This window comes from Maridesulfovibrio ferrireducens (assembly GCF_900101105.1).
Classification (GTDB): Bacteria; Desulfobacterota; Desulfovibrionia; order Desulfovibrionales; family Desulfovibrionaceae; genus Maridesulfovibrio; species Maridesulfovibrio ferrireducens.
The window spans coordinates 279677-298063 of sequence record NZ_FNGA01000005.1 but is presented as its reverse complement, the minus strand read 5'-3'; the positions used below and the strand labels follow the sequence as shown (position 1 = coordinate 298063).

At 44.6% G+C, this 18387-nt stretch carries 16 protein-coding genes; 4 read left to right on the top strand and 12 right to left on the bottom strand.

Going from position 1 to position 18387, the window contains the following annotated elements; all coding sequences use genetic code 11:
• Positions 1 to 148: 148 nt before the first annotated feature.
• From BLT41_RS15900 to BLT41_RS15885, 4 genes are all read right to left on the bottom strand, one after another.
• Positions 149 to 418 (bottom strand): HigA family addiction module antitoxin, encoded by a 270-nt coding sequence (locus tag BLT41_RS15900; protein ID WP_280141313.1) that lies wholly within the window; start codon positions 416 to 418, stop codon positions 149 to 151.
• A 27-nt stretch (positions 419 to 445) separates the two neighbouring features.
• The gene (locus BLT41_RS15895) at positions 446 to 868 is read right to left on the bottom strand and encodes a type II toxin-antitoxin system RelE/ParE family toxin (protein ID WP_170830393.1); all 423 of its coding nucleotides are present in this window, start codon (positions 866 to 868) and stop codon (positions 446 to 448) included.
• An 88-nt stretch (positions 869 to 956) separates the two neighbouring features.
• Complete coding sequence (locus BLT41_RS15890) at positions 957 to 1256, bottom strand: hypothetical protein (protein ID WP_092162908.1); 300 nt, start codon at positions 1254 to 1256, stop codon at positions 957 to 959.
• Positions 1257 to 1766: 510 nt separating this feature from the next.
• Positions 1767 to 4439 carry a hypothetical protein gene (locus BLT41_RS15885; protein WP_092162900.1) on the bottom strand — a complete coding sequence of 891 codons (2673 nt, stop codon included), beginning with the start codon at positions 4437 to 4439 and terminating at the stop codon, positions 1767 to 1769.
• Between the two features lie 556 nt (positions 4440 to 4995).
• On the opposite strand from BLT41_RS15885, the gene BLT41_RS17715 reads away from it, so the two are divergent.
• The 4 genes from BLT41_RS17715 to BLT41_RS15865 all read left to right on the top strand — a co-directional run bounded on the left by BLT41_RS17715 (position 4996) and on the right by BLT41_RS15865 (position 7986).
• Entirely contained in the window at positions 4996 to 5235 is a 240-nt protein-coding gene (locus BLT41_RS17715; RefSeq protein ID WP_244512311.1) for a Fic family protein, read from the top strand.
• A gap of 512 nt (positions 5236 to 5747) precedes the next feature.
• Positions 5748 to 6533 (top strand): ABC transporter substrate-binding protein, encoded by a 786-nt coding sequence (locus tag BLT41_RS15875; protein WP_092162899.1) that lies wholly within the window; start codon positions 5748 to 5750, stop codon positions 6531 to 6533.
• 55 nt (positions 6534 to 6588) lie between these two features.
• The gene (locus BLT41_RS15870; RefSeq protein WP_092162898.1) at positions 6589 to 7245 is read left to right on the top strand and encodes an amino acid ABC transporter permease; all 657 of its coding nucleotides are present in this window, start codon (positions 6589 to 6591) and stop codon (positions 7243 to 7245) included.
• Between the two features lie 9 nt (positions 7246 to 7254).
• Positions 7255 to 7986 carry an amino acid ABC transporter ATP-binding protein gene (locus BLT41_RS15865; protein WP_092162897.1) on the top strand — a complete coding sequence of 244 codons (732 nt, stop codon included), beginning with the start codon at positions 7255 to 7257 and terminating at the stop codon, positions 7984 to 7986.
• A gap of 235 nt (positions 7987 to 8221) precedes the next feature.
• Here BLT41_RS15865 and BLT41_RS15860 read toward each other — a convergent pair whose 3' ends face one another.
• The 8 genes from BLT41_RS15860 to BLT41_RS15825 form a co-directional block, all read right to left on the bottom strand.
• The gene (locus tag BLT41_RS15860; protein ID WP_092162896.1) at positions 8222 to 9907 is read right to left on the bottom strand and encodes a M50 family metallopeptidase; all 1686 of its coding nucleotides are present in this window, start codon (positions 9905 to 9907) and stop codon (positions 8222 to 8224) included.
• Positions 9900 to 11252 carry a SagB/ThcOx family dehydrogenase gene (locus tag BLT41_RS15855; protein WP_092162895.1) on the bottom strand — a complete coding sequence of 451 codons (1353 nt, stop codon included), beginning with the start codon at positions 11250 to 11252 and terminating at the stop codon, positions 9900 to 9902. Before BLT41_RS15855 ends, BLT41_RS15860 begins: the two co-directional genes overlap by 8 nt.
• Positions 11253 to 11260: 8 nt before the next feature.
• Positions 11261 to 13504 (bottom strand): TOMM precursor leader peptide-binding protein, encoded by a 2244-nt coding sequence (locus BLT41_RS15850; RefSeq protein ID WP_092162894.1) that lies wholly within the window; start codon positions 13502 to 13504, stop codon positions 11261 to 11263.
• A gap of 179 nt (positions 13505 to 13683) precedes the next feature.
• On the bottom strand, positions 13684 to 13959 hold the full coding sequence (locus BLT41_RS15845) for an NHLP leader peptide family RiPP precursor (protein ID WP_092162892.1): 276 nt from the start codon (positions 13957 to 13959) through the stop codon (positions 13684 to 13686).
• Between the two features lie 48 nt (positions 13960 to 14007).
• A complete protein-coding gene (locus tag BLT41_RS15840) occupies positions 14008 to 14283 on the bottom strand; it encodes an NHLP leader peptide family RiPP precursor (RefSeq protein WP_092162890.1) in 276 nt (91 codons plus the stop codon).
• 48 nt (positions 14284 to 14331) lie between these two features.
• Positions 14332 to 14646, bottom strand: coding sequence for an NHLP leader peptide family RiPP precursor (locus tag BLT41_RS15835; protein WP_483127852.1), 315 nt, complete (start codon positions 14644 to 14646; stop codon positions 14332 to 14334).
• A gap of 197 nt (positions 14647 to 14843) precedes the next feature.
• A complete protein-coding gene (locus BLT41_RS15830; RefSeq protein ID WP_092162888.1) occupies positions 14844 to 16256 on the bottom strand; it encodes a sigma-54-dependent transcriptional regulator in 1413 nt (470 codons plus the stop codon).
• Complete coding sequence (locus tag BLT41_RS15825; RefSeq protein ID WP_092162887.1) at positions 16249 to 18144, bottom strand: PocR ligand-binding domain-containing protein; 1896 nt, start codon at positions 18142 to 18144, stop codon at positions 16249 to 16251. Before BLT41_RS15825 ends, BLT41_RS15830 begins: the two co-directional genes overlap by 8 nt.
• Between the last annotated feature and the right edge of the window lie 243 nt (positions 18145 to 18387).

The following is an 18387-nucleotide window of genomic DNA, read 5'->3' as shown; positions in this document are numbered from 1 at the left end:
AATAGGTACGTATCTGTTGAATGTCTTGACCTGTTTGTTCTAAAAGCAAAAGCCCCGCAATGTGTTAACACATTGCGGGGCTTTTGCTTTTATGGAGTAAGCGATAGGAGTTAAATCGACGGCCTGCTGATAACAAAAGTTCAGTCACCTACACTACCGGACAATCCGTCCCAACAGGAGTAACTCCGGACAAATCAACCTTGCTGCGAATCTTGCCAAGGTCATAATTGGCCTGCATAGTCAGCCAGCTTTCAGGAGTACGGCCGAGAACCTTTGAAAGGCGCAGGGACATTTCAGGCGATACCGCACTCTTGCCGTTCAGGACGCGTGCGAGGAGAGGGTGCGACACCGAGCTTCTTTGCAAGCTTGCGGCAACTGAGAGCGTACTCTTCCATATACACGGAGCTAATAAGCTCACCGGGGTGGGGGGGATTGTACATAGTCATTAATGATAATCCTCGTAGTTTAAGATGTAACTGTTTCCGTCTCGGAATTCAAAGGTCAGCCGCCAATTACCATTGACGGTTATGGACCATAGGTCCGCACGGCTTCCTTTGAGCTTGTGCAGCCGGAATCCGGGAAGGTCCACGTCCTCCACTTCCTGAGCCGTATCAATGACCGAAAGCTGGATTTTGAGTTCTCGAAGTTCTTTTTTTACCTGCTTTGTCATAAATGCATGACGTGAAAGACCATTTTTTGAGTCTCGGATCAGGATCATGCTTTCAGCAAAGTTCAGATCCTTCCACTCTCGGTTGATAATCTCTCCTGCCCGCAGGCCGCCATATAGAGAAACAAGCGCGATAATGTATAGTAGAGCATGTTTGTCTTTTAGTATTTCAAGTAGCTGTTCAGCTTCATCTTCTGACAAAAATCTTGTTCGCCGGTTATCCATTTTAGGCATTTTTATTTTTTTGACCGGATTATCGCCTTTAAAGATGTCTTGCTTCTTGGCAACATTATATACCTGTCGCACAGTAGCCAACGCATATTGTATTGAGCGTGGGCTGAGATCTTTTTTCTGCCATATTGGATTTTATTCTTTCAAGGTCAGGGGCTGAAACGTTGGCAAAAGGGCATTCGCCTATGGCCGGTGAAATCCATATGCGGTAGAGGCTTTCTTCTCTTTTCCATGATTTTGCAGATTTATTGGATTCTGCTTGTGGCCGATAGAATTGTGTCCATATTTCATCAAAAGTAATGCCTTTACCTTTCTCTGCCTTTTCGCGGGTTCCTTTTTTCGCCGGTAGTGATACCATGAGAGTTCAATTCTCTCTCTCGGTACCAGATAAATCAAGGGTTTACAGTTTAACGACTGTAAACCCTTTTTTTGTGCGTGGTGTTTTGTAGGGTCTACATCAGACAAAGGGGCAGTTAGCTAGCTAGTTATATTGCAAGAACTTGCTGGAATATGCCGAAATCGAATTGAATACCATCACTAGCGATATAGACAGCCATCTGTAGAAGCACAGGAACAAAGTTGAAGCAGCAAGATCAGAGAATAGCCGAACAGGGGCAAAGGGTAGCCGAGATGGAAAAGGATGTGCAGGGTTGCCGGGACTTGCAGAGCGGATTGGATGGTGCGTTGAGGGAGTTGAGGAGGTTGTCAGGGCAATGAGGGAGATTATAAATAATAGAATGATAAAGTGGTAAGTTTTGATATAGAGGGGGGGCTGTGGATAAATTTGTTTTATAGCAGTAGAGATACATTTGGTATTTCTTGATTTAAGGGTTTAACAAACTAAATGTTTATACTTAAATTATGTGTGCTAAGTCGAAGAATCAGTATGTGTTTTTTCTAAATTATTAGGGGATGTGAAGTTGCATTCTATATCCAGCATTTCGGAGAGACCAACTATAAACTTGTCCCCATACTTTGATCCTATGGCAGAATCAACTTCTTTTTTGTTTTTAGTTAAATAAATAAGAGTCTTATATGCTACAGCTGCTCTCGTTTGGAGGTTATATTTTTTTAGTATGGGAGAAAAATAACCTACGAAGAGATCCCTGCTGGCCCTCTCCATTATTCCGTACGAAGCGTTTGATGCAACGGTAATTGCTAAATAATTTTGCATGCATTGAGAAACCATCTTTTTCGGAATTGGAAAAAATGGAAGTCTTTTTGGAGTAAATATTAAATCATTAAAAAAAATAATAATGCCTTTTCGGTTTTTTATATTTTGGTTGTTGCGGGGGGTCTCTGTAAAATGGTTTGCAACAATTTCACCCGCAAAATTGAGAGCTTCTGGATTAACTCTTTCAACATTATAATACTTTCCCGTTGAAGATTTTGTGTCGGAAATCGCCATGTTTATTGCGTTACGTTTTATAAAGTTATAATTTATGATTTGGTTGGCAATATATTCTGCATACAGGTATTCTAAAAAGGATTTGTGGGGAAATTTAAAACTGTCGTTAGTGCTTAAATCTCTGACTAACAATCCATAACTTCTGACGTTGGTATAGACGATATCCGTTGCTTCAGGATTGTCTTGTAGTCTTTCTTTCAGAGTTTTTTGAGGATTTTCAAGCATAACTTTTGGGGAAGAGGCTTTATCTGGTATAAGGGAATATAATTGTTGGACTATTTTTTTAAAATCATTACCTCGTATTTGGTTTTGTCTGCTCGAATGCATCATGTGAACAGCTATTCCGTCCATGAAGTATTTTATTTCATTTTCGCTAAGATTCATGAATTTTAATGAAGAAGCCTTCTTTTTGTCCTGTTTCTCTGTTTGTCTGTTGCAGCAATGATCAATGAAGTTAGACATTACCAACGCAGAATTTAGCTCGCTAGTGTTACGGTATTTTTTCATTTTTCCTGAATTCCACAGGATGCTAATGATATATAATAGTGATGGGCGGGACGCCAGATCTTTGAAAGAATTGTTTGTTTTACATAGAGATATTATTTCTTGTTGAGTCGATTTGTCACTGTGTCTTAGACTGCTTAGAATCTGTTCATTATTAAAAGGTTGAAGGTATATAGCTTTGCATGATGGCCCAATACCTTGAGATTTGTTAATACCTAACGCTTGTTTCATTTCTTCATCATCAAGGAAAAAGTTGGGTCTTCCAGTAATCATAATCTTAGAATTTTGTTGGGAAAACTTCCATAGAGAAGCGAAATGTGCAATTCTGGACTCTTGGTCGGCGACTCCTTGCATTTCGTCAAATCCTTCAAAAATTATAGACAGTCTGCCAGCAACAAGTAAGGTGAACATTGCTTTAGGGTTGATGTTATACTTGGCAGCCCATACTGCTAATAGTTGCTCAGGTTCTAAGCTGGATGGATTCTTACCTCTTAAGTCTATAAAAACAGGTATTCGGTTGCTTCTGATGTTCTTTGTGCATAATAAATTATATGTAAACATTAGAGAGCCTGTGCTTTTTCCTTGTCCATATTCTCCTAATAGCGCTATTTGTTGGCGACTAGGGGAATTGATCCACTGTTCAAGATGTTTTTCAAGAGTAATTTCTATGTCTTTCTGGTCAGAATCCTTCACCTGAGATTCGACATAGATGTCTCTCAAAGTGAGATCACTATCTGGAAGTTTATTTTTTTCAACTTGTTTTTTTATGTCAGCAATATAGTCTGAAAAATCGACTAAATTTTTTAATAAATCTTCTTCTACGAAGCTCTGTATCGTTACGCCTTCAGCTTTTTCTATTGCTGGTTTTGGTCCAGTTGGAGTAATAATGAGCAATTCAATATTTCTTGCTTCATCCTTTAAATAGTCCTTTTTTATGTCGCTAACTAGACTTAAAATGTTTTCTTTGCTGGGGGTATTTTGAGGGCAGAATATGACAACAGGAAAACCTATTTTTTTATCTTCACCTATCCAACAGGAAATTCTATCGTGCCAATCGTCTTCGGTAACAGATAAGCTAGGATATTTAAGTTTAATTAGTGAACTTGCCTGGTTATTCCAAGAGCAATTGTCGACATTTTGTAATAGTTCTGCTGTATATTTTTCTGATTGTTTTTTTTCGTAAGCAGGTGACGGAGGTAGTTTTGCTTTCATGCGATGAAGTTCAGATAGTCCTTCAAAAGCAAACGCGAAGGGTATTGGTTGGTTGCCATTGATTATTTCATTTTCGTATTGTTTTTCAGAGATTAAGCCATTCCAGTTCTTGTAGAAAGAATTCATATAATAAAGGAATATAAAAAGAGTAAGAATCGCTAGAATATTATCTGATAACCCAGCTTGTTGTGGTTGAATGTTAGCATTAAAAATAACGTTTATTATACCGATAATTGTAACATATGGGTTATAGCCAAAAAAAGTTTGTATTATGAGTGTAACTGTAGCTGAAGATGCAAAAAAAACAGCGAATGCAAAGCGTTCACGTGTAAATTTTTTTCGTTTATAATAATAATATATTGCAACAGAAATGAATACAATGAAAAGTAGTAGTGAGATCGAGCCAAGAAAAAACATATCAGATCTCCAATTTATAGGGAAAAAACTATCTGCCAAGGTTAGGGCAAAATGTTATCTAGCGTTTAAATGTAACGTGTAAGCGAGTATCTTATTTGCGACTTAAATGCTATAAGTTATATACTCTGGTATGTAATAATTAAATTTAATTGAAGTTTATTATTCCTATTGTGATGGCTTCACTTGTAAACGTCCACATACTTGAACTGTTTTGGTAAAATTTGTTTTTATTACATCGCGGCTATAAATGGGAGTATTGTCGACTCGTTTAATTGTTTGTTTGATTCTTATTTGTTAAAAAAACTATGACCATCCAATCTACCTACCACCCACCCCACACAATAACCCCACCCATCGTAAATCTGATATCCCAGATAAGCGAGGTAGTAGGGCGTTTGACCGTCCTTATCGATAATTTAAAAGAATTGCGGCTAAGGCGTATCAATCGATTTCGTAACGTCATTGTTTTATGAATGTTTCGGTAGTTGGTCTGTGGAGCGGGTAATTCACATGGCTCCGCCAACAAAGTGAGTTTCTATTTTAATGCAGGATGATTTTGGATGCTGTTTCATCTACGCCCCCCCAAGTTACCCCCCCCCATGTTAAAGCTTTGGTAGAAGCCATTTCTGGAGAAATGAGTCGTGATGAATTGCAAGCTGTTTTGGGTCTGAAAGATCGCAAATCATTTAGAGAGATTTACCTCAAGCCGGCTCTGGAAGAAGGGCTTATTGAAATGACTATTCCTGATAAGCCTAACAGTAAGTTGCAGAAGTACCGTTTGACTGTGAAAGGGTAGAGGATCGCTTCGGAACGACTTTTCGGACTCAGTTCCACGCTTTCCGGCAATGATATTTCTGTTGAACTTACCATGCATAAGGCAAGGCTCTAGTCTCGTATTGTCGTTCATGTCGGGCTGCGTGACATGGCCGATAGTCAGCACCTTGAGACCGGGCCGGGCTTGAGAAATCTGCGAACAGGTAGACGGCATGCACGAGGATTTTGCTCTGCTGGTCCGTGAGCAAATCATGTCTGCACCTACCATAGGAATATTCGTCGCAAGCTTGGGTTGCAGGGAAAGAGTGTCTCTCTGATTTCTTACTTCAAACATTAAGTCAGTTCATAAGTCATTAGGTATTTAATATACCTAATGTGTACCCAATAGATCGCCTTGTGGGCAACAAATAATTCTGTTTTACTTCAACTCATCAGTGCATCGTAGTGAAATTCAAAATTCCATTTCCACTTCCCATATGATAGTATGCAAAAGCGTATATCTCGAAAAATAATGTACATATTACAGGAGAAAACATGAGACGTTTTACCGCCTTATATCTTGCAGTGTTTACGCTGTTTGTCGCTGTAGCCTTCTCTGGTTGTGCCCAGCAGGAAAAGGTCGGCCTTGAGAAGGTCAAAGAAACCGGGGAAGTCAGCTTTGCCATGAGTGGGGGATATCCTCCTTTTAACTTTTTTAATAAAAATAATGAGTTGGTTGGTTTTGACGTGGATGTGGCAAACGAAGTTGCCAAAAGATTGGGCGTGAAACTCAATCCCGTGACTACTGAGTGGAGCGGTATTATCGAAGGACTTAGGTCCGGTGTTTATGATGGAATTTTAGGCAGCATGGCTGCTACCGATGCGCGTAAAAAAGTAGTCGATTTTTCAACTCCCTATTACTACTCCGGCGCTCAGATGTTCGTTGGTGTTCAGGCTCCTTTCAGTTCTGTAGAAGAACTTAAGGGCAGGGCCGTCGGATTGGTAACCGGAACCACTTTTGAACAAGATGCCAAAGATCTCGGAGTCACTGATATCCGTCTTTACAAGGACGATACCCATACCCTTACCGAACTTTCTAATGGCGTCATCGATGGCGTTATCACCGACCGTGTTGTAGGTGTGAACGCTATGAATAGTGGTAAGTTCAAGATTAAGCCCCTTGGGTCTCCGCTGCGTAAGGAAGATATCGCAGTAGCTTTTCGTAAGGATGACAAAACCCTTACGGATGAAGTGAATAAGATACTCAACCAGATGCATGAAGACGGCACTCTTACTAAGCTGAGTAAGAAGTGGCTCAAAGTAGATATCACTAAAAAATAAATCTAAATAAAGGGGGCCTAAGGCCCCCTTTATTTTTTTGAGTAAAGGAAAATAGATGAATTTTGATTTAGCAAGTCTGGTGGAATACATTCCGTATTTTCTCCCGGCAGCTTGGATGACCCTTGAGATTACCGTTCTGGGAATTCTTCTCGGGCTTGCCCTTGGCCTTATTGCCGTATTCATGCGTATTTCGGACAGGCGGATATTCAATATTCCGGCTCATGCATATATTTACATAATTCGCGGGACTCCGCTTCTTTTACAACTGTTGTTCATCTATTTTGGTATGCGCAGCTTGATCGGACTGTCGGCTCTCCCCGCAGCAGTTCTGGCCCTAGGTGTCCATAACGGCGCCTATATAGCTGAGGTTTTCAGGGGGGCGATTATTTCCATCTCCTCTGGGCAGATGGAAGCGGCGCGCAGTATCGGTATGAGTTATCCTCTGGCAATGATTAGGATTATTTTGCCGCAGGCTTTCAAAAGAGCTATTCCAGCCCTTGGTAATCAGTTTGTCATCGCACTGAAGGATTCATCTCTTGCCAGTGCCATTACCATCAATGAACTGCTGCTCAAGTCACAGCAATTAGCTTCTTCCAATTTTATGATGATGGAAATGCTGAGTATCGCCGGGGTGTTTTATCTCATCTATACTGGGGCATTCACTTTCCTATTTCACAGAATCGAAAAGAGACTCGATACCAGCAGGGGTTAAGGAGTAGTCATGCAGGATACAATTAGTATAGAAGGCGTTCATAAATGGTTTGATGCCAACCATGTTTTGAAAGGTGTAGACCTAAATGTTGGAAACTCTGACGTTGTAGTTGTCATTGGGGCAAGCGGGTCGGGTAAATCCACTCTGCTTAGATGTGTAAACCGTCTGGAGACTTACACCAAGGGTGAAATCTGCATCAACGGGGACAAGGTTCCTAGCAGTGAAAAGGATATTAATTCCATGCGCAGCCGAGTGGGAATGGTTTTTCAGCATTTTAATTTGTTTCCTCATATGACGGCCTTAGGCAATGTCACCGAGGGACCTACCCAAGTCAGGAAGTTGCCCAAAAAGGAAGCTGTTGAGCTAGGTATGTCTTTTCTGGATAAGGTGGGCATGTCCGATAAAGCTGACGCCTATCCCGAAACACTTTCCGGAGGACAGAAGCAGAGGGTGGCAATTGCCCGTGCTCTAGCAATGGAACCGGAGGTCATGCTTTTTGATGAACCTACCTCGGCCCTTGATCCGGAACTGGTCGGCGAGGTGCTCACCGTTATGCGTGACCTTGCCAACGACGGTATGACTATGATGGTCGTTACTCATGAAATGAAATTTGCAAATGAAGTGGCGGATTCCGTGGCCTTTATGGATCAGGGCGTGATCCTTGAACAGGATAGCCCGTCCCGGTTGTTTTCTGCTCCGTCAGAGCAGCGAACTCAGGAATTTCTCTCTCAAATATTATAATTACAACCCCATAGGACATTACCTTAATTCTGCTACCGAACGCTCCGAACAACCGGAGCTTCGGCCCTCCCACAACCTCACTTGCCTTCATCATGGCATCATCACGCAGGTGTGCATATCTCTGAACCATAGACGGTGTTTTATGAGTGAGCAGCTTTTGCAGAGTGTACATATCTACTTGTCCAGAACTGGCGAGGGTAGAGGCAAAGACAGCTTTATTGATTGGATGAACTCTCTACTGAATTTTATATTCCCGATATCGCACAGCCTTGATTTTGCTGTAAGCAATGTTGCTGAGACGCACAATCAGGAGTGCTCCGATGAGTACGGCAAAGAGCAACCTACCTTCGGAGACTGATTCGGCGCTGAGGAGATGGTTGAGCCGGAATATTGGTATTGCAAGAAAGACGAGCGTTACGAAACCGCCAAGGGTGCCATACCACCAGAATATTTTTCGCTCTTTTATGGTGACTTTGGTGTCTTCGTCCGAGCCGACGCCCAGCCAGCCTAGGGTTTTGCGCTCGAGAAATTTGAAGGAACGTTGCCGCAGGTTGGGAATGCCGGTGTAGTCCAGCAGCATGTAGTAGGCATCCATTTTGATGAACGGATTAAAGTTCATGACCAGCCCGAAGATGTTAAGCAGGCTGAAAGCCACGAAGACTGGTTCCCATATCAAGCCGGTTCCGGCATAGTGTCCTGCCGCCCAGAGTCCGATTCCCATAATGGAGAAGGAAATGAGCGGACCGCCTAATGAGACTAAAATGCGATGTTTTTTATCTGGGAAATTCCATGCTGCCGTAGTGTCACAATAGAAGATGAATGACGCCAGATAGAACATGATGCCAAGGCGTGGGACGTTGCCGCCGTAGTGTTTGCAGGTTACGCCGTGCCCTAGTTCGTGTAAACATATGTGAATGAGTGTCAGGAGGTAGACGGGCACTATGAGGATTGGTGTGCTGAGAAATGTTTCTTCCAGATTCATGATGACGTGTATGAATTGGGCGCGGTGTTCCAGATAAGGTATAATTCCGGACAGCCCGATGGCGAGCAACATGGCCAGACCGAGAAAGGAATAGAGAAAACGTGTTTTATCATGGACTGCCACGACCACAATGTCGGCATTGGGTATGGAAATATTGGGGTTGATTATTTTCTTGAGAGTTCTTCTAAGGTGTGTGTTCTTTGTATCTTCATCTGGATTGGACAACATCCCCATTGCTTCGAGTTTTTCATATAGTCCGGCCAGCATATCAGGTGATGTTAAACCCAGAGCGTCGATATGTGCCATGTATAGGTCATGGAACGAAGTTTTGCCGTCTATGTTTTGAATGATGAATGTTTCGCTGGGGCCGAGCTTGAGTACTCCCATTCCCGTAGCCTGAAGCGTGCAGGCGGGATGTTCCGCGTCTTCGTCAGCAAGATGCAATATAAGCCCTTGGCGCAATTCCGGTTTTACGGACATGATCCATGCCTGTTTTTCTTTGCCTTCCTCGCGGCGATATTTGACCATGCGCAGCACGTGCCGTGATCCTTGAACCATGAACCGGACCCGGTCCATGCGTCGCTTGATCATGTGCAGCCACAAGGTATCCATATCTAATTCTTGCAGGCTGGTGTCAGCATCAGGAATTTCATACTCTTCTGTTTTGTGAGGATTGAGGGGGATGCGGCCATTATAGGCGATGTCAATGACGATAGTTTCGCCTTTGTAGTTAAATAATAGGTCAATGGGGTCGGTTATTCCCACTTCTGCGGCTTTGCTCACTAGTTCCTCGCACGCTTCCATGACAGAACTGGAGCACATTTTTTCCAACCTTTGGGAATAGCCGATCATTTCGCTGTAGCGTTGCAGGCTGTCCTGAGCAAAGGACATCCAGCGTGCGTCAGATGGAAGGGATATAGAAATTCGGTTGTCAGTCATTTGTTTTTCCAAGTGTAAAAGCACCTATAAAGGGTTCCTCGCTCCAGTCTATGCCGTGCGCCTTGCCAAGCTTTTCCGTATTCACTGAACCGAGAGCGCAGGGTGCCAATCCAAGAGCCGTGGCTACCAGATAGAAGGTCTGATAGAGGCAGCCCATGTCCTGATTTATGAGCTTATAGGCAATCGATTCATACTTCCAGGCCGTTCTGCCTATCCGGGCTGAAATGTTCAAGGTTATCTGAGGCGACTCGCCGCCGAGGAACTCATAGGGATTTTCTTCCAGCATTTTCTTTAGCTTGTCCGGGGTTGTCGGAACCCTCTCCAGTCGGTGGTTTGCGGCGTCATATCGATAAGCTCCCGGGGGGACTCCTTCACATCGTTTGATGAGCGGGTATATTTCTAGTGCATGACGTGCTCCTCCGCTCGGGGAAGGTCGCATCGTTACGATCTCGCCATTATCAGGGATGGTTTGCACGCTCTTTATTCTCGCGGCGGCATGGAAAAACGCGCCCAGTTCTTCTAAAGTTATAAAATTTTCAGAGAATTCTCTTTGAGACTGACGCATGCCCAGCACTTCGGAAAATGGGGTGTTCAAGCTCTCGGCTAATTCTTCAGTAGGTTCCGGCAGTGCAATAAAGGTGTCGGAAACAGACTCCCTGTTGATCGGAATAGTAGGCCTTTTTTCGCGAAAACGGTACGTGCCGCCAGTGGGATATGCATTTTTACCATCGAGGGTTCGCGCATAGTACAGTAGATCATGGAATTGCCAGAAATCCATAGGATCGTTTTCTTTTTCCATTCCGGCAGGTTCTGCAATCCCAAGAGCTATGAGAACGGATAGAAAAGTCTTGGCATCATCGCCTGCTATGTCTAACCGCATTCCGGTGCAGAGCTGGTGGATCATTCCGGTCAGCTTGGCGTCGAATATCGTGATCCGGCAGGGTGTAAGTGGGCTTTCGAGCAGCAATGCGTCTTCAGCCTGATGCAGATAGGCATAACGATTCAAATGATACGTTGTGCCGGATTCGATTTGTTTCTTGAATGCGGAATCTTCCGGCGAAGGAGATAGGGTGAACAGCTTTTTGTTTTTGTTCACTATTCGGGCATCCAGCATCCCCGCCTTTTGCATGGTAATGAGTGTAAAATATCCAAGATTCAGATCGTTTGTTTTTTCCGCTGCTTCGTCCTCGGTCAGCCAGCCCGATTGCAGTCCGTTGACAACCTCAACAGCATCAGCATTCAGTGAAAGCGTTTTTTTGTCCGTCATGGAAATAAGAGAGCCGCCGCGGTCCGATTCGTAAAAATAAACTTTGCTTCTCAGTGTGAATTGAATCTGTGTCATCATAATATCCACTAGAAATAGAAGGGGACGGGATTGAGATCTTTCTCAGTTTTGGCTGTGTCCAGCCAGCCAAGTTTGACAGGCGTGTCGTAGAGTCGCTTAGCTCCGAACCGCGGCCAGAAGTGGACGAGTTCAGGAGATATGACGCGCACCACTGATAGTCCCACTTCGGGGCGGGTTAGATCAGTGACGAGCATCTCGATGCCCAAGTCGTCCAGAATGGAAACGCATTTTTCGATGTCCGAGAGGAAATCATTGGTGGTATGATTAGTGAACGCGCTTAGGGGAATTGTTGCCGCTCCCTTGGGTGGGCGCAGGAACGATTCTGTCGAAAGATTTCGACCGGTTACCTTTCGGTTGATTTCGTTGGGGATAATCTGTTCTCCAAGAATCCAGCTCTGGCCCATTTCGCTGACGGCTCGGTCTAGGGCAATGCGGGCATTAAAATGGGACCCAAATCCAAAGTGTGGTTCAGCATCGGGATCGGAATAGTGTAAACCTACAGCAGCAAAGACCGGGATACCCAGATCCGTGGTTAGGTCAAGTACATGCAGGGAGTGGTTGTGTCTCCGTAATCCTTCGGCAGCCTCCATGGCAAATGCGCTGCCAAATGAGGGCAGGTCCAGGCATGGACGCTGGAGCATATTATACCACCACAAAGCCACACCATCACGCTCCACCAGCTCGAAAAATCCTTGTATTATAGCTTCTTCGACGCAGTTACCAGCCGCCACGCCGTTTGAGTCGCCATAGATGAACCTGCCGCCGTTTTCCTTGGGGTATTGGTAATACATGAAGGCAGATGGCACATACTTCCACCGTTTGTTGGTCAGGGACCAAGTTGGGGTCCAGTCGACTGACGTGTTTTCGTCAAATCGTTTGGGAACTGATCCGGTATGGGCTCGTTTGGCCCACTCCTCGCGGTTTTCATACTGGCTGTCTGTGAACTGATTGAGTTCGAGTGGGTGCAGGGCGTCGTCAGCGATGCTGGTATAGGTGGCCTTGAGGCACGGCTCATAACCGAAATATTGGGAGCAGTATCGTTCTAAAGCCTCACCAAGCGCGCTGGTCCGGGCCTGAATTTCGCTTCGTCCTTTGCCTGCGCTCATGCCGACCGCAGCGATACGCCCTTTGCTTGAATCCATTTTGTGTCCATTGAGAGTGGCCCATGAGGAACTGACTGCTCGTCCGAAGAATTCCGGTACGTTCTCTTGTACGTTCAATGTTCCGACTTCGCCGGTTATGGGGCTGATGCGTGTTTCGAACCGGGCCATAGTTTCGGTTGCGGCCTTGATGCGTTCGCCACCGTCGTTGTAGTCGGCTTTGGGCTGGGAGGTCAGGGTAAATTCCTCTTCGGGGAAACCTGATAATGCACACGCCTCAGCGTTACCGCATATGGGGCAGTGGGACCGTCTGGTCAGTTCATGGCGGCTGGTTTCCAAGGTTTTGAGGTCTATGGTTACCACGCCTTTATCGATGAAACAGTGCGAGCTGCCGGAGAGAAACTTTTCCAGCTCCAGACCGAGTAGGCTGCATGAGACGTTCAAGGATGCCGCGGTCCTGCCTTGGGAAAATCGGGGAAGCTCGCCTTTTTTACTGGCGATTTGTAACTCCTTGATCCTGTGTCCACGCAAGCGGTGGAGCAAGCATTCTACACAGGCAGTCTCGCCCGGATCAACCAGCGGGCCGAACCATGGCTCGATGCCGTCCGGCTTGTAGGGCAGCCAGCGTGTGCCGCTTTTATGTGCTCTGGCATTGAATATTTCCAAATTGGGATCGAGGTAATTGGACGTGAGCACGATCCATATAGCGCCGTCGTTTAGGTCAGCCTTCTGCCAATCAGCGGTTACAGCCTTACAGAATTTCAGGCCGGAAAGATGATCGGCGATAGGTTGCGGGTCAAGACTGTTAAGGCTGGTGACTATGATTTTGGTCGGCGAGTCGAGTTTCGATAAATCACACTCCATCCGGTCATGAAAAATTGCGCTCGTTTCCCATTCCTGTTTGGGAACGGCTTCAACCAGACCGACCTTCTTCAATTGGATGAGCTGGTAGAATATTTCAGACATATCAAAACGGTCAGACAGCTCATCCACGATGTCGTCTTCGCTACGGCTACCGTCCAAAAGCGGCAGCATGGTGATCAGCAATTCACCTTTCAGGGTGTGTGAGGTTGTTTCCGAAAGTATCAGAGCGTTTTTATCATCTATTAAAGCGGGTTCAAGCCAAGGTTTGAACCGGAGAAGTTTTGTCATATATATTACCTAACGGAGAATTTGCGTAATAGATGTTACCCGAAAGTTTCAACCGAAAAGAAACGTTAGGCTGGTAAATCTTTTAGTCAAGCAGCCGTTTTTTAATTGCAGCACCAAGCTCCGCATCCCGTAAACATAGCCGCCAGACGTTCGTCCCCTTCTGCCATGATGAGATTCCTTTAAGAACACATATAGCAGCAAGACGATAATATAGCTGCCAGACGTTCTTCTCCAGCCTCAATACATCCTTTTCCCGGCTTTGGCGGTAGCACCAACCATGCCTGCTTTTCGGTGGCTTCTACGCATTTGAATTTCACGCCTTCTGGCATGTCGATGCCTTCTTCTTTCATTACAGCAGCCGGATCGTTGAGGAGCCGTTGTTTGTAGTCTTCATCGGCCCATGATTTTGCTACGATCTTTGCCCATTTTTTTTGTAGTTCGTTTTGTTCTGCCATGATGAGACTCCTTTTAGGTCTTTAATGATGTATTTAGTCTAAAAACAACTAAAAGCACAAAAAGCAGTTAGACGCGAAGATAGCTGCCAGACGTTCTTCTCCAGCCTCAATACACCCTTTTCCCGGCCTTGGCGGCAGCACCAACCATGCCTGCTTTTCGGTGGCTTCTACGCATTTGAATTTCACGCCTTCTGGCACTTCTATGCCTTCTTCTTTCATTACAGCGGTCGGATCGTTGAGGAGCCGCTGTTTGTAGTCTTCGTCGGCCCATGCCTTTGCTACTATTTTTGCCCATTGTTTTTGCTGTTCGTTTTGTTTTGTCATGATGAGATTCCTTTAGTAGTTTTATGATGTTCTTTAGCCAATTGTTAATTAAATAAGGGTCCAGCATAGACAACCGTTATTGACCGCCGCCAGACGTTCGTCTCCTTCTTCCATGCTTCCTGTTGTCGGCTTTGGTGGGAGCACCAACCATGCCTGTTTTTCGGTGGCTTCCACGCACTTGAATTTCACGCCTTCCGGTACTTCTATGTCTTCTTCTTTCAATACAGCAGCCGGATCGGTCAGGAACCGTTGTTTGTAGTCTTCGTCGGCCCATGCCTTTGCTACTATTTTTGCCCATTGTTTTTTTGGGTCGTTTTGTTTTGTCATGATGGAGCTCTTTAAAGTGATATTGTTTATGGTCATACTCCGCTAGATGGCAGGTGAAATTTTACTTTCGGAGATAGACCTGCGATACAGTATAAATAGGTACATTAGTAATATGAGTAGCACAACGTAGAATCTATAGTTAATAGGCAAAAAGTTTTAGCTATGTGTTTAATAAAAATGTGATTTTTTAATTTTCCAACACCGCTTTTTGTCTGTGGTCGTCTTTGATGCTGCTACCCACTTTTTTTCAAATATTTACTAACAGCCTGCCTTGTCACCCCTATCAATTGCGCGGCTGAAGATTGGTTGCCATTAGTACGCCGCAAGGCTTCATCTATGAGTTTGACGCGCACTTCATTCAGCGTCGGCAGTCTGGTTCCGAACGATACACTTTCTCCCGAATCATGGATTGATTCTCCTGAAAAGGAGTCGCCGGGAATTTCCATCAGTTTTTTAAAATGTTTCGGCTTCAATTCACTAGATCCGCAGATACTGGCCCCGTCATGAACTAGATGCTGCAATTCTCTGACATTTCCCGGAAACGAATAGTTATTCAGAAAGTCAGCGATATTATGAATATCCACATTCAAATCTGTCCCCGTGTCAGCTTGCACCTCATTCACAAAGTGAGAAATTAAAAGAGGTAAATCTTCTATGCGTTCCCGTAGTGGGGGGATTTGCAGCATATGGCCTCTGAGCCTGAAAAAGAGGTCTTTGCGAAATTTTCCCTGATCCTGCATTTTAGTGATGGATTGATGGGTAGCAGTAATGATTCTTGCACTTGATCGTTTCGCCATATCAGAGCCAAGGGGCATGAACTCATGCTCCTGTAGCAAACGCAAAAGTTTGGTCTGGGATGTAGGCGCGAGATCACCGATTTCATCAAGGAATAAAGTCCCGTTTTTGGCTTTTTCAACTAATCCTAGACGAGCTTCAGCCGCACCTGTGAACGCGCCTTTCTTGTGTCCGAATAAAGTGTCGGAAAAAATATTGTCGTCCAGCCCCGCGATATTTACGGCAACAAAGTTGCCTTTACGCCCGCTGGCATTGTGTACTGCCCGCGCCACCAACTCTTTACCGACTCCGGATTCTCCGGTTATCAGTACAGGCCGTGCGGTTTCTGATATCGCCTCAATGTATTTAAATATGGCAAACATGTCTTTGTGAGCAGTGATAATTTCTGAAAACAGCTCTGGTTTATCCGGTCCTGATTTGAAAAATCTTTGTTTCAGAGAAGAGTTTTCCTGTCGCAATTCAAAAATTTCAATGGCATGACGCACTCCGGCAATAAGGGTGTTGCGGTCCTCTGTTTTGACAATGAAATCAAATGCTCCTTTGCGGATGCAATTGACCACGGCTTTGATTTCATTGAGCCCGGAAATAACTAATACCGGGACCTCCGGGTATTCCTCAACAATCTGCGGTATAAGTTCTTCACCGGAGATTCCGGGCATCATTAAGTCGACCGCAACAGCGCAAAATTCCTGCTGTTTCAGAGTCTCCATGACCTTAGTTCCATCATTCAGAAGCACAACATTGTCGATGCCTTGCGAGCGTAAGGTAGCCCTGAAACTTTGCAGCCATGAATCTTCATCATCCACCAGCAAAAGAGGAAAGCTTGGATTAAGTCCTTTAGCTCTATTCATTTTCATCTCCATTTTCGACTACTGGAATTGAAAGTCTGGCGATAGTTCCTCCGCCGGGATTTGCTGTAAAAATAAGCTCTCCACCATGTTCTTGAACTATCGAGGAAGATACGGATAACCCGAGTCCGGTTCCTCCGTCATTGCGTTTGGTCGTAAAAAATGGGTCCATAATTTGTTCAAGGTGTTCTTCGGCAATTCCAACACCTTCATCGCGGACAACTATCTCGATTCTTTTTTTCGCTTTGATATATTCAGATGAAAGACAAATTTCCTGCTTGCGGTCAGTCAGGGCTTCGCAGGAATTAACCAGTAAATTAATAAGCACTTGTGACAGCCGTTGCGAATTACCACGCACGGAAGGCAGAGATTCAGCAAGATTCACCTCAAATTTCACAGTCTTCTGGCTGATCATATTTTCCAGCAACCGCAGAGAATTATTGATAACGTCAGTAATATCCACTTCCCACATCAATTCCCCGGGCTGCAAACGGGAATAATCTTTAAGGCTGTTCACTATTCCACTGATGCGGGTGGCTCCCTCGAGCATTCTGGAAAGAAGATCGGGCATAAAACTTCGAAGTTCCGAGTACTCAAGCCCTCCAGCTAAAAATTCACCATTTTCATGGTAATAATCCTCAAGGACAGGGGTGATGTCTTTCCATATGTCTTCTATCAAAGGTAGATTCAAGGTCATGAAACTATTGGGATTATTTATTTCATGGGCCATGCCGGAGACCAGTACTCCTAGCGAAACCATTTTGTCAGCCTGAATAAGCTGCTGTTCTTTTTCTTTAGCCTGCCGCTCGGATTCAACTCGTTCACTAATATCGCGGATTGCACAAACTCCGACCTTTTCGCCCTGAAAGACGATGTCGCGCTGCTGAATTTCGCAAATAAGCATTTTCCCGTCACGGCAACGGAAATTGGCATCAAAGCGGGATTTCTTGTTCTTTGATGTATGTTCCCGAACTTCCTCGCGGCATTCTGGATCTGCCAGATCATCAATATTCAGCCCGGCGAATTCTTCCTGAGAATATCCGAACATACATTGCCCAGCTTTGTTCGTGAGCAGAATTTCGCCTTCATAATGAATAAAAATTGCTTCAAAAGTGGACTGGGAGAGTTGTCGAAAACGATCTTCGCTTTCACGTAGCGCAGCTTCTGCCAATCTTCGGCGCTCAATTGCCTGAGCTTGCAGAAAATTTTTACGGGCAAGAATAGAAATCTGGTTGGCAATGAGGCAGAGGACATTGCAGACTCTTAAGAATTGCTCATGAGACATGACCGGGACTTCTGTGAGAGCTTCCATAAATTCATTTTCGTCAGCTCCTATTTCATGGGCATATTTTTTTATCCGCTCGTCATTGATGGGCGGGCAGCGCACCTGCCCGACAATCCAGTTCGCAATATGGCGGTCACCTACATAGAAACTAGTTCCGCCGTCCCATAGTCCGCCGCTTAGGCAGGGACGCATGATCGGTTCCAGCGGGCTTTTAGTTCCGAAAGAAGCGTCAGAACGCATGCAGTTTTTTAACCCTTTGGGGGTCTTGCGAATAACGTCGTTACAGAGTCTGCAAAAGCGGCTGGGTCTGGTTATTGGTCTGCCGTCAAGGTCGGTAATAATAGAAGCAACATTAGTCGCTTCGGCAAAGGCATCCTGAATTTGCTGGATAGCCTCCACATCAAAATAATCTTCAAACCGATAATCTTTTTCTTCATTCTCATACTCGGCAATATGGGGACTAAGGCTGCAATCTTTGCCAAAACTACCGCACATAGAGCGTGATGCTTCCAACTCTGCGACTCTTTTCCGCAGAGTATTGAGTTCTTCAAGAACGTAATCAGGGCAGACGTCTGTGTTATTCAATTTTTCTTTTTTTGAATCCATATTGCTTTTTATACATCCATTATGATCAATTTTAAATTATGCAGAGGATCAGGTTTCTCGCCTGTTTAATAAATATGATTAAAGCATAATCAATGCCACTTTCAGCCCCCTGAAATATCAGCTCAAACAGTTTAACCTCATCGATACCGTGTCTGCAACGGTTATAACTTAACCAACATAATTCACTGGTATTACGAGCACATGCATACAAAAGATTCAATACATATATAAATATCCATCCCA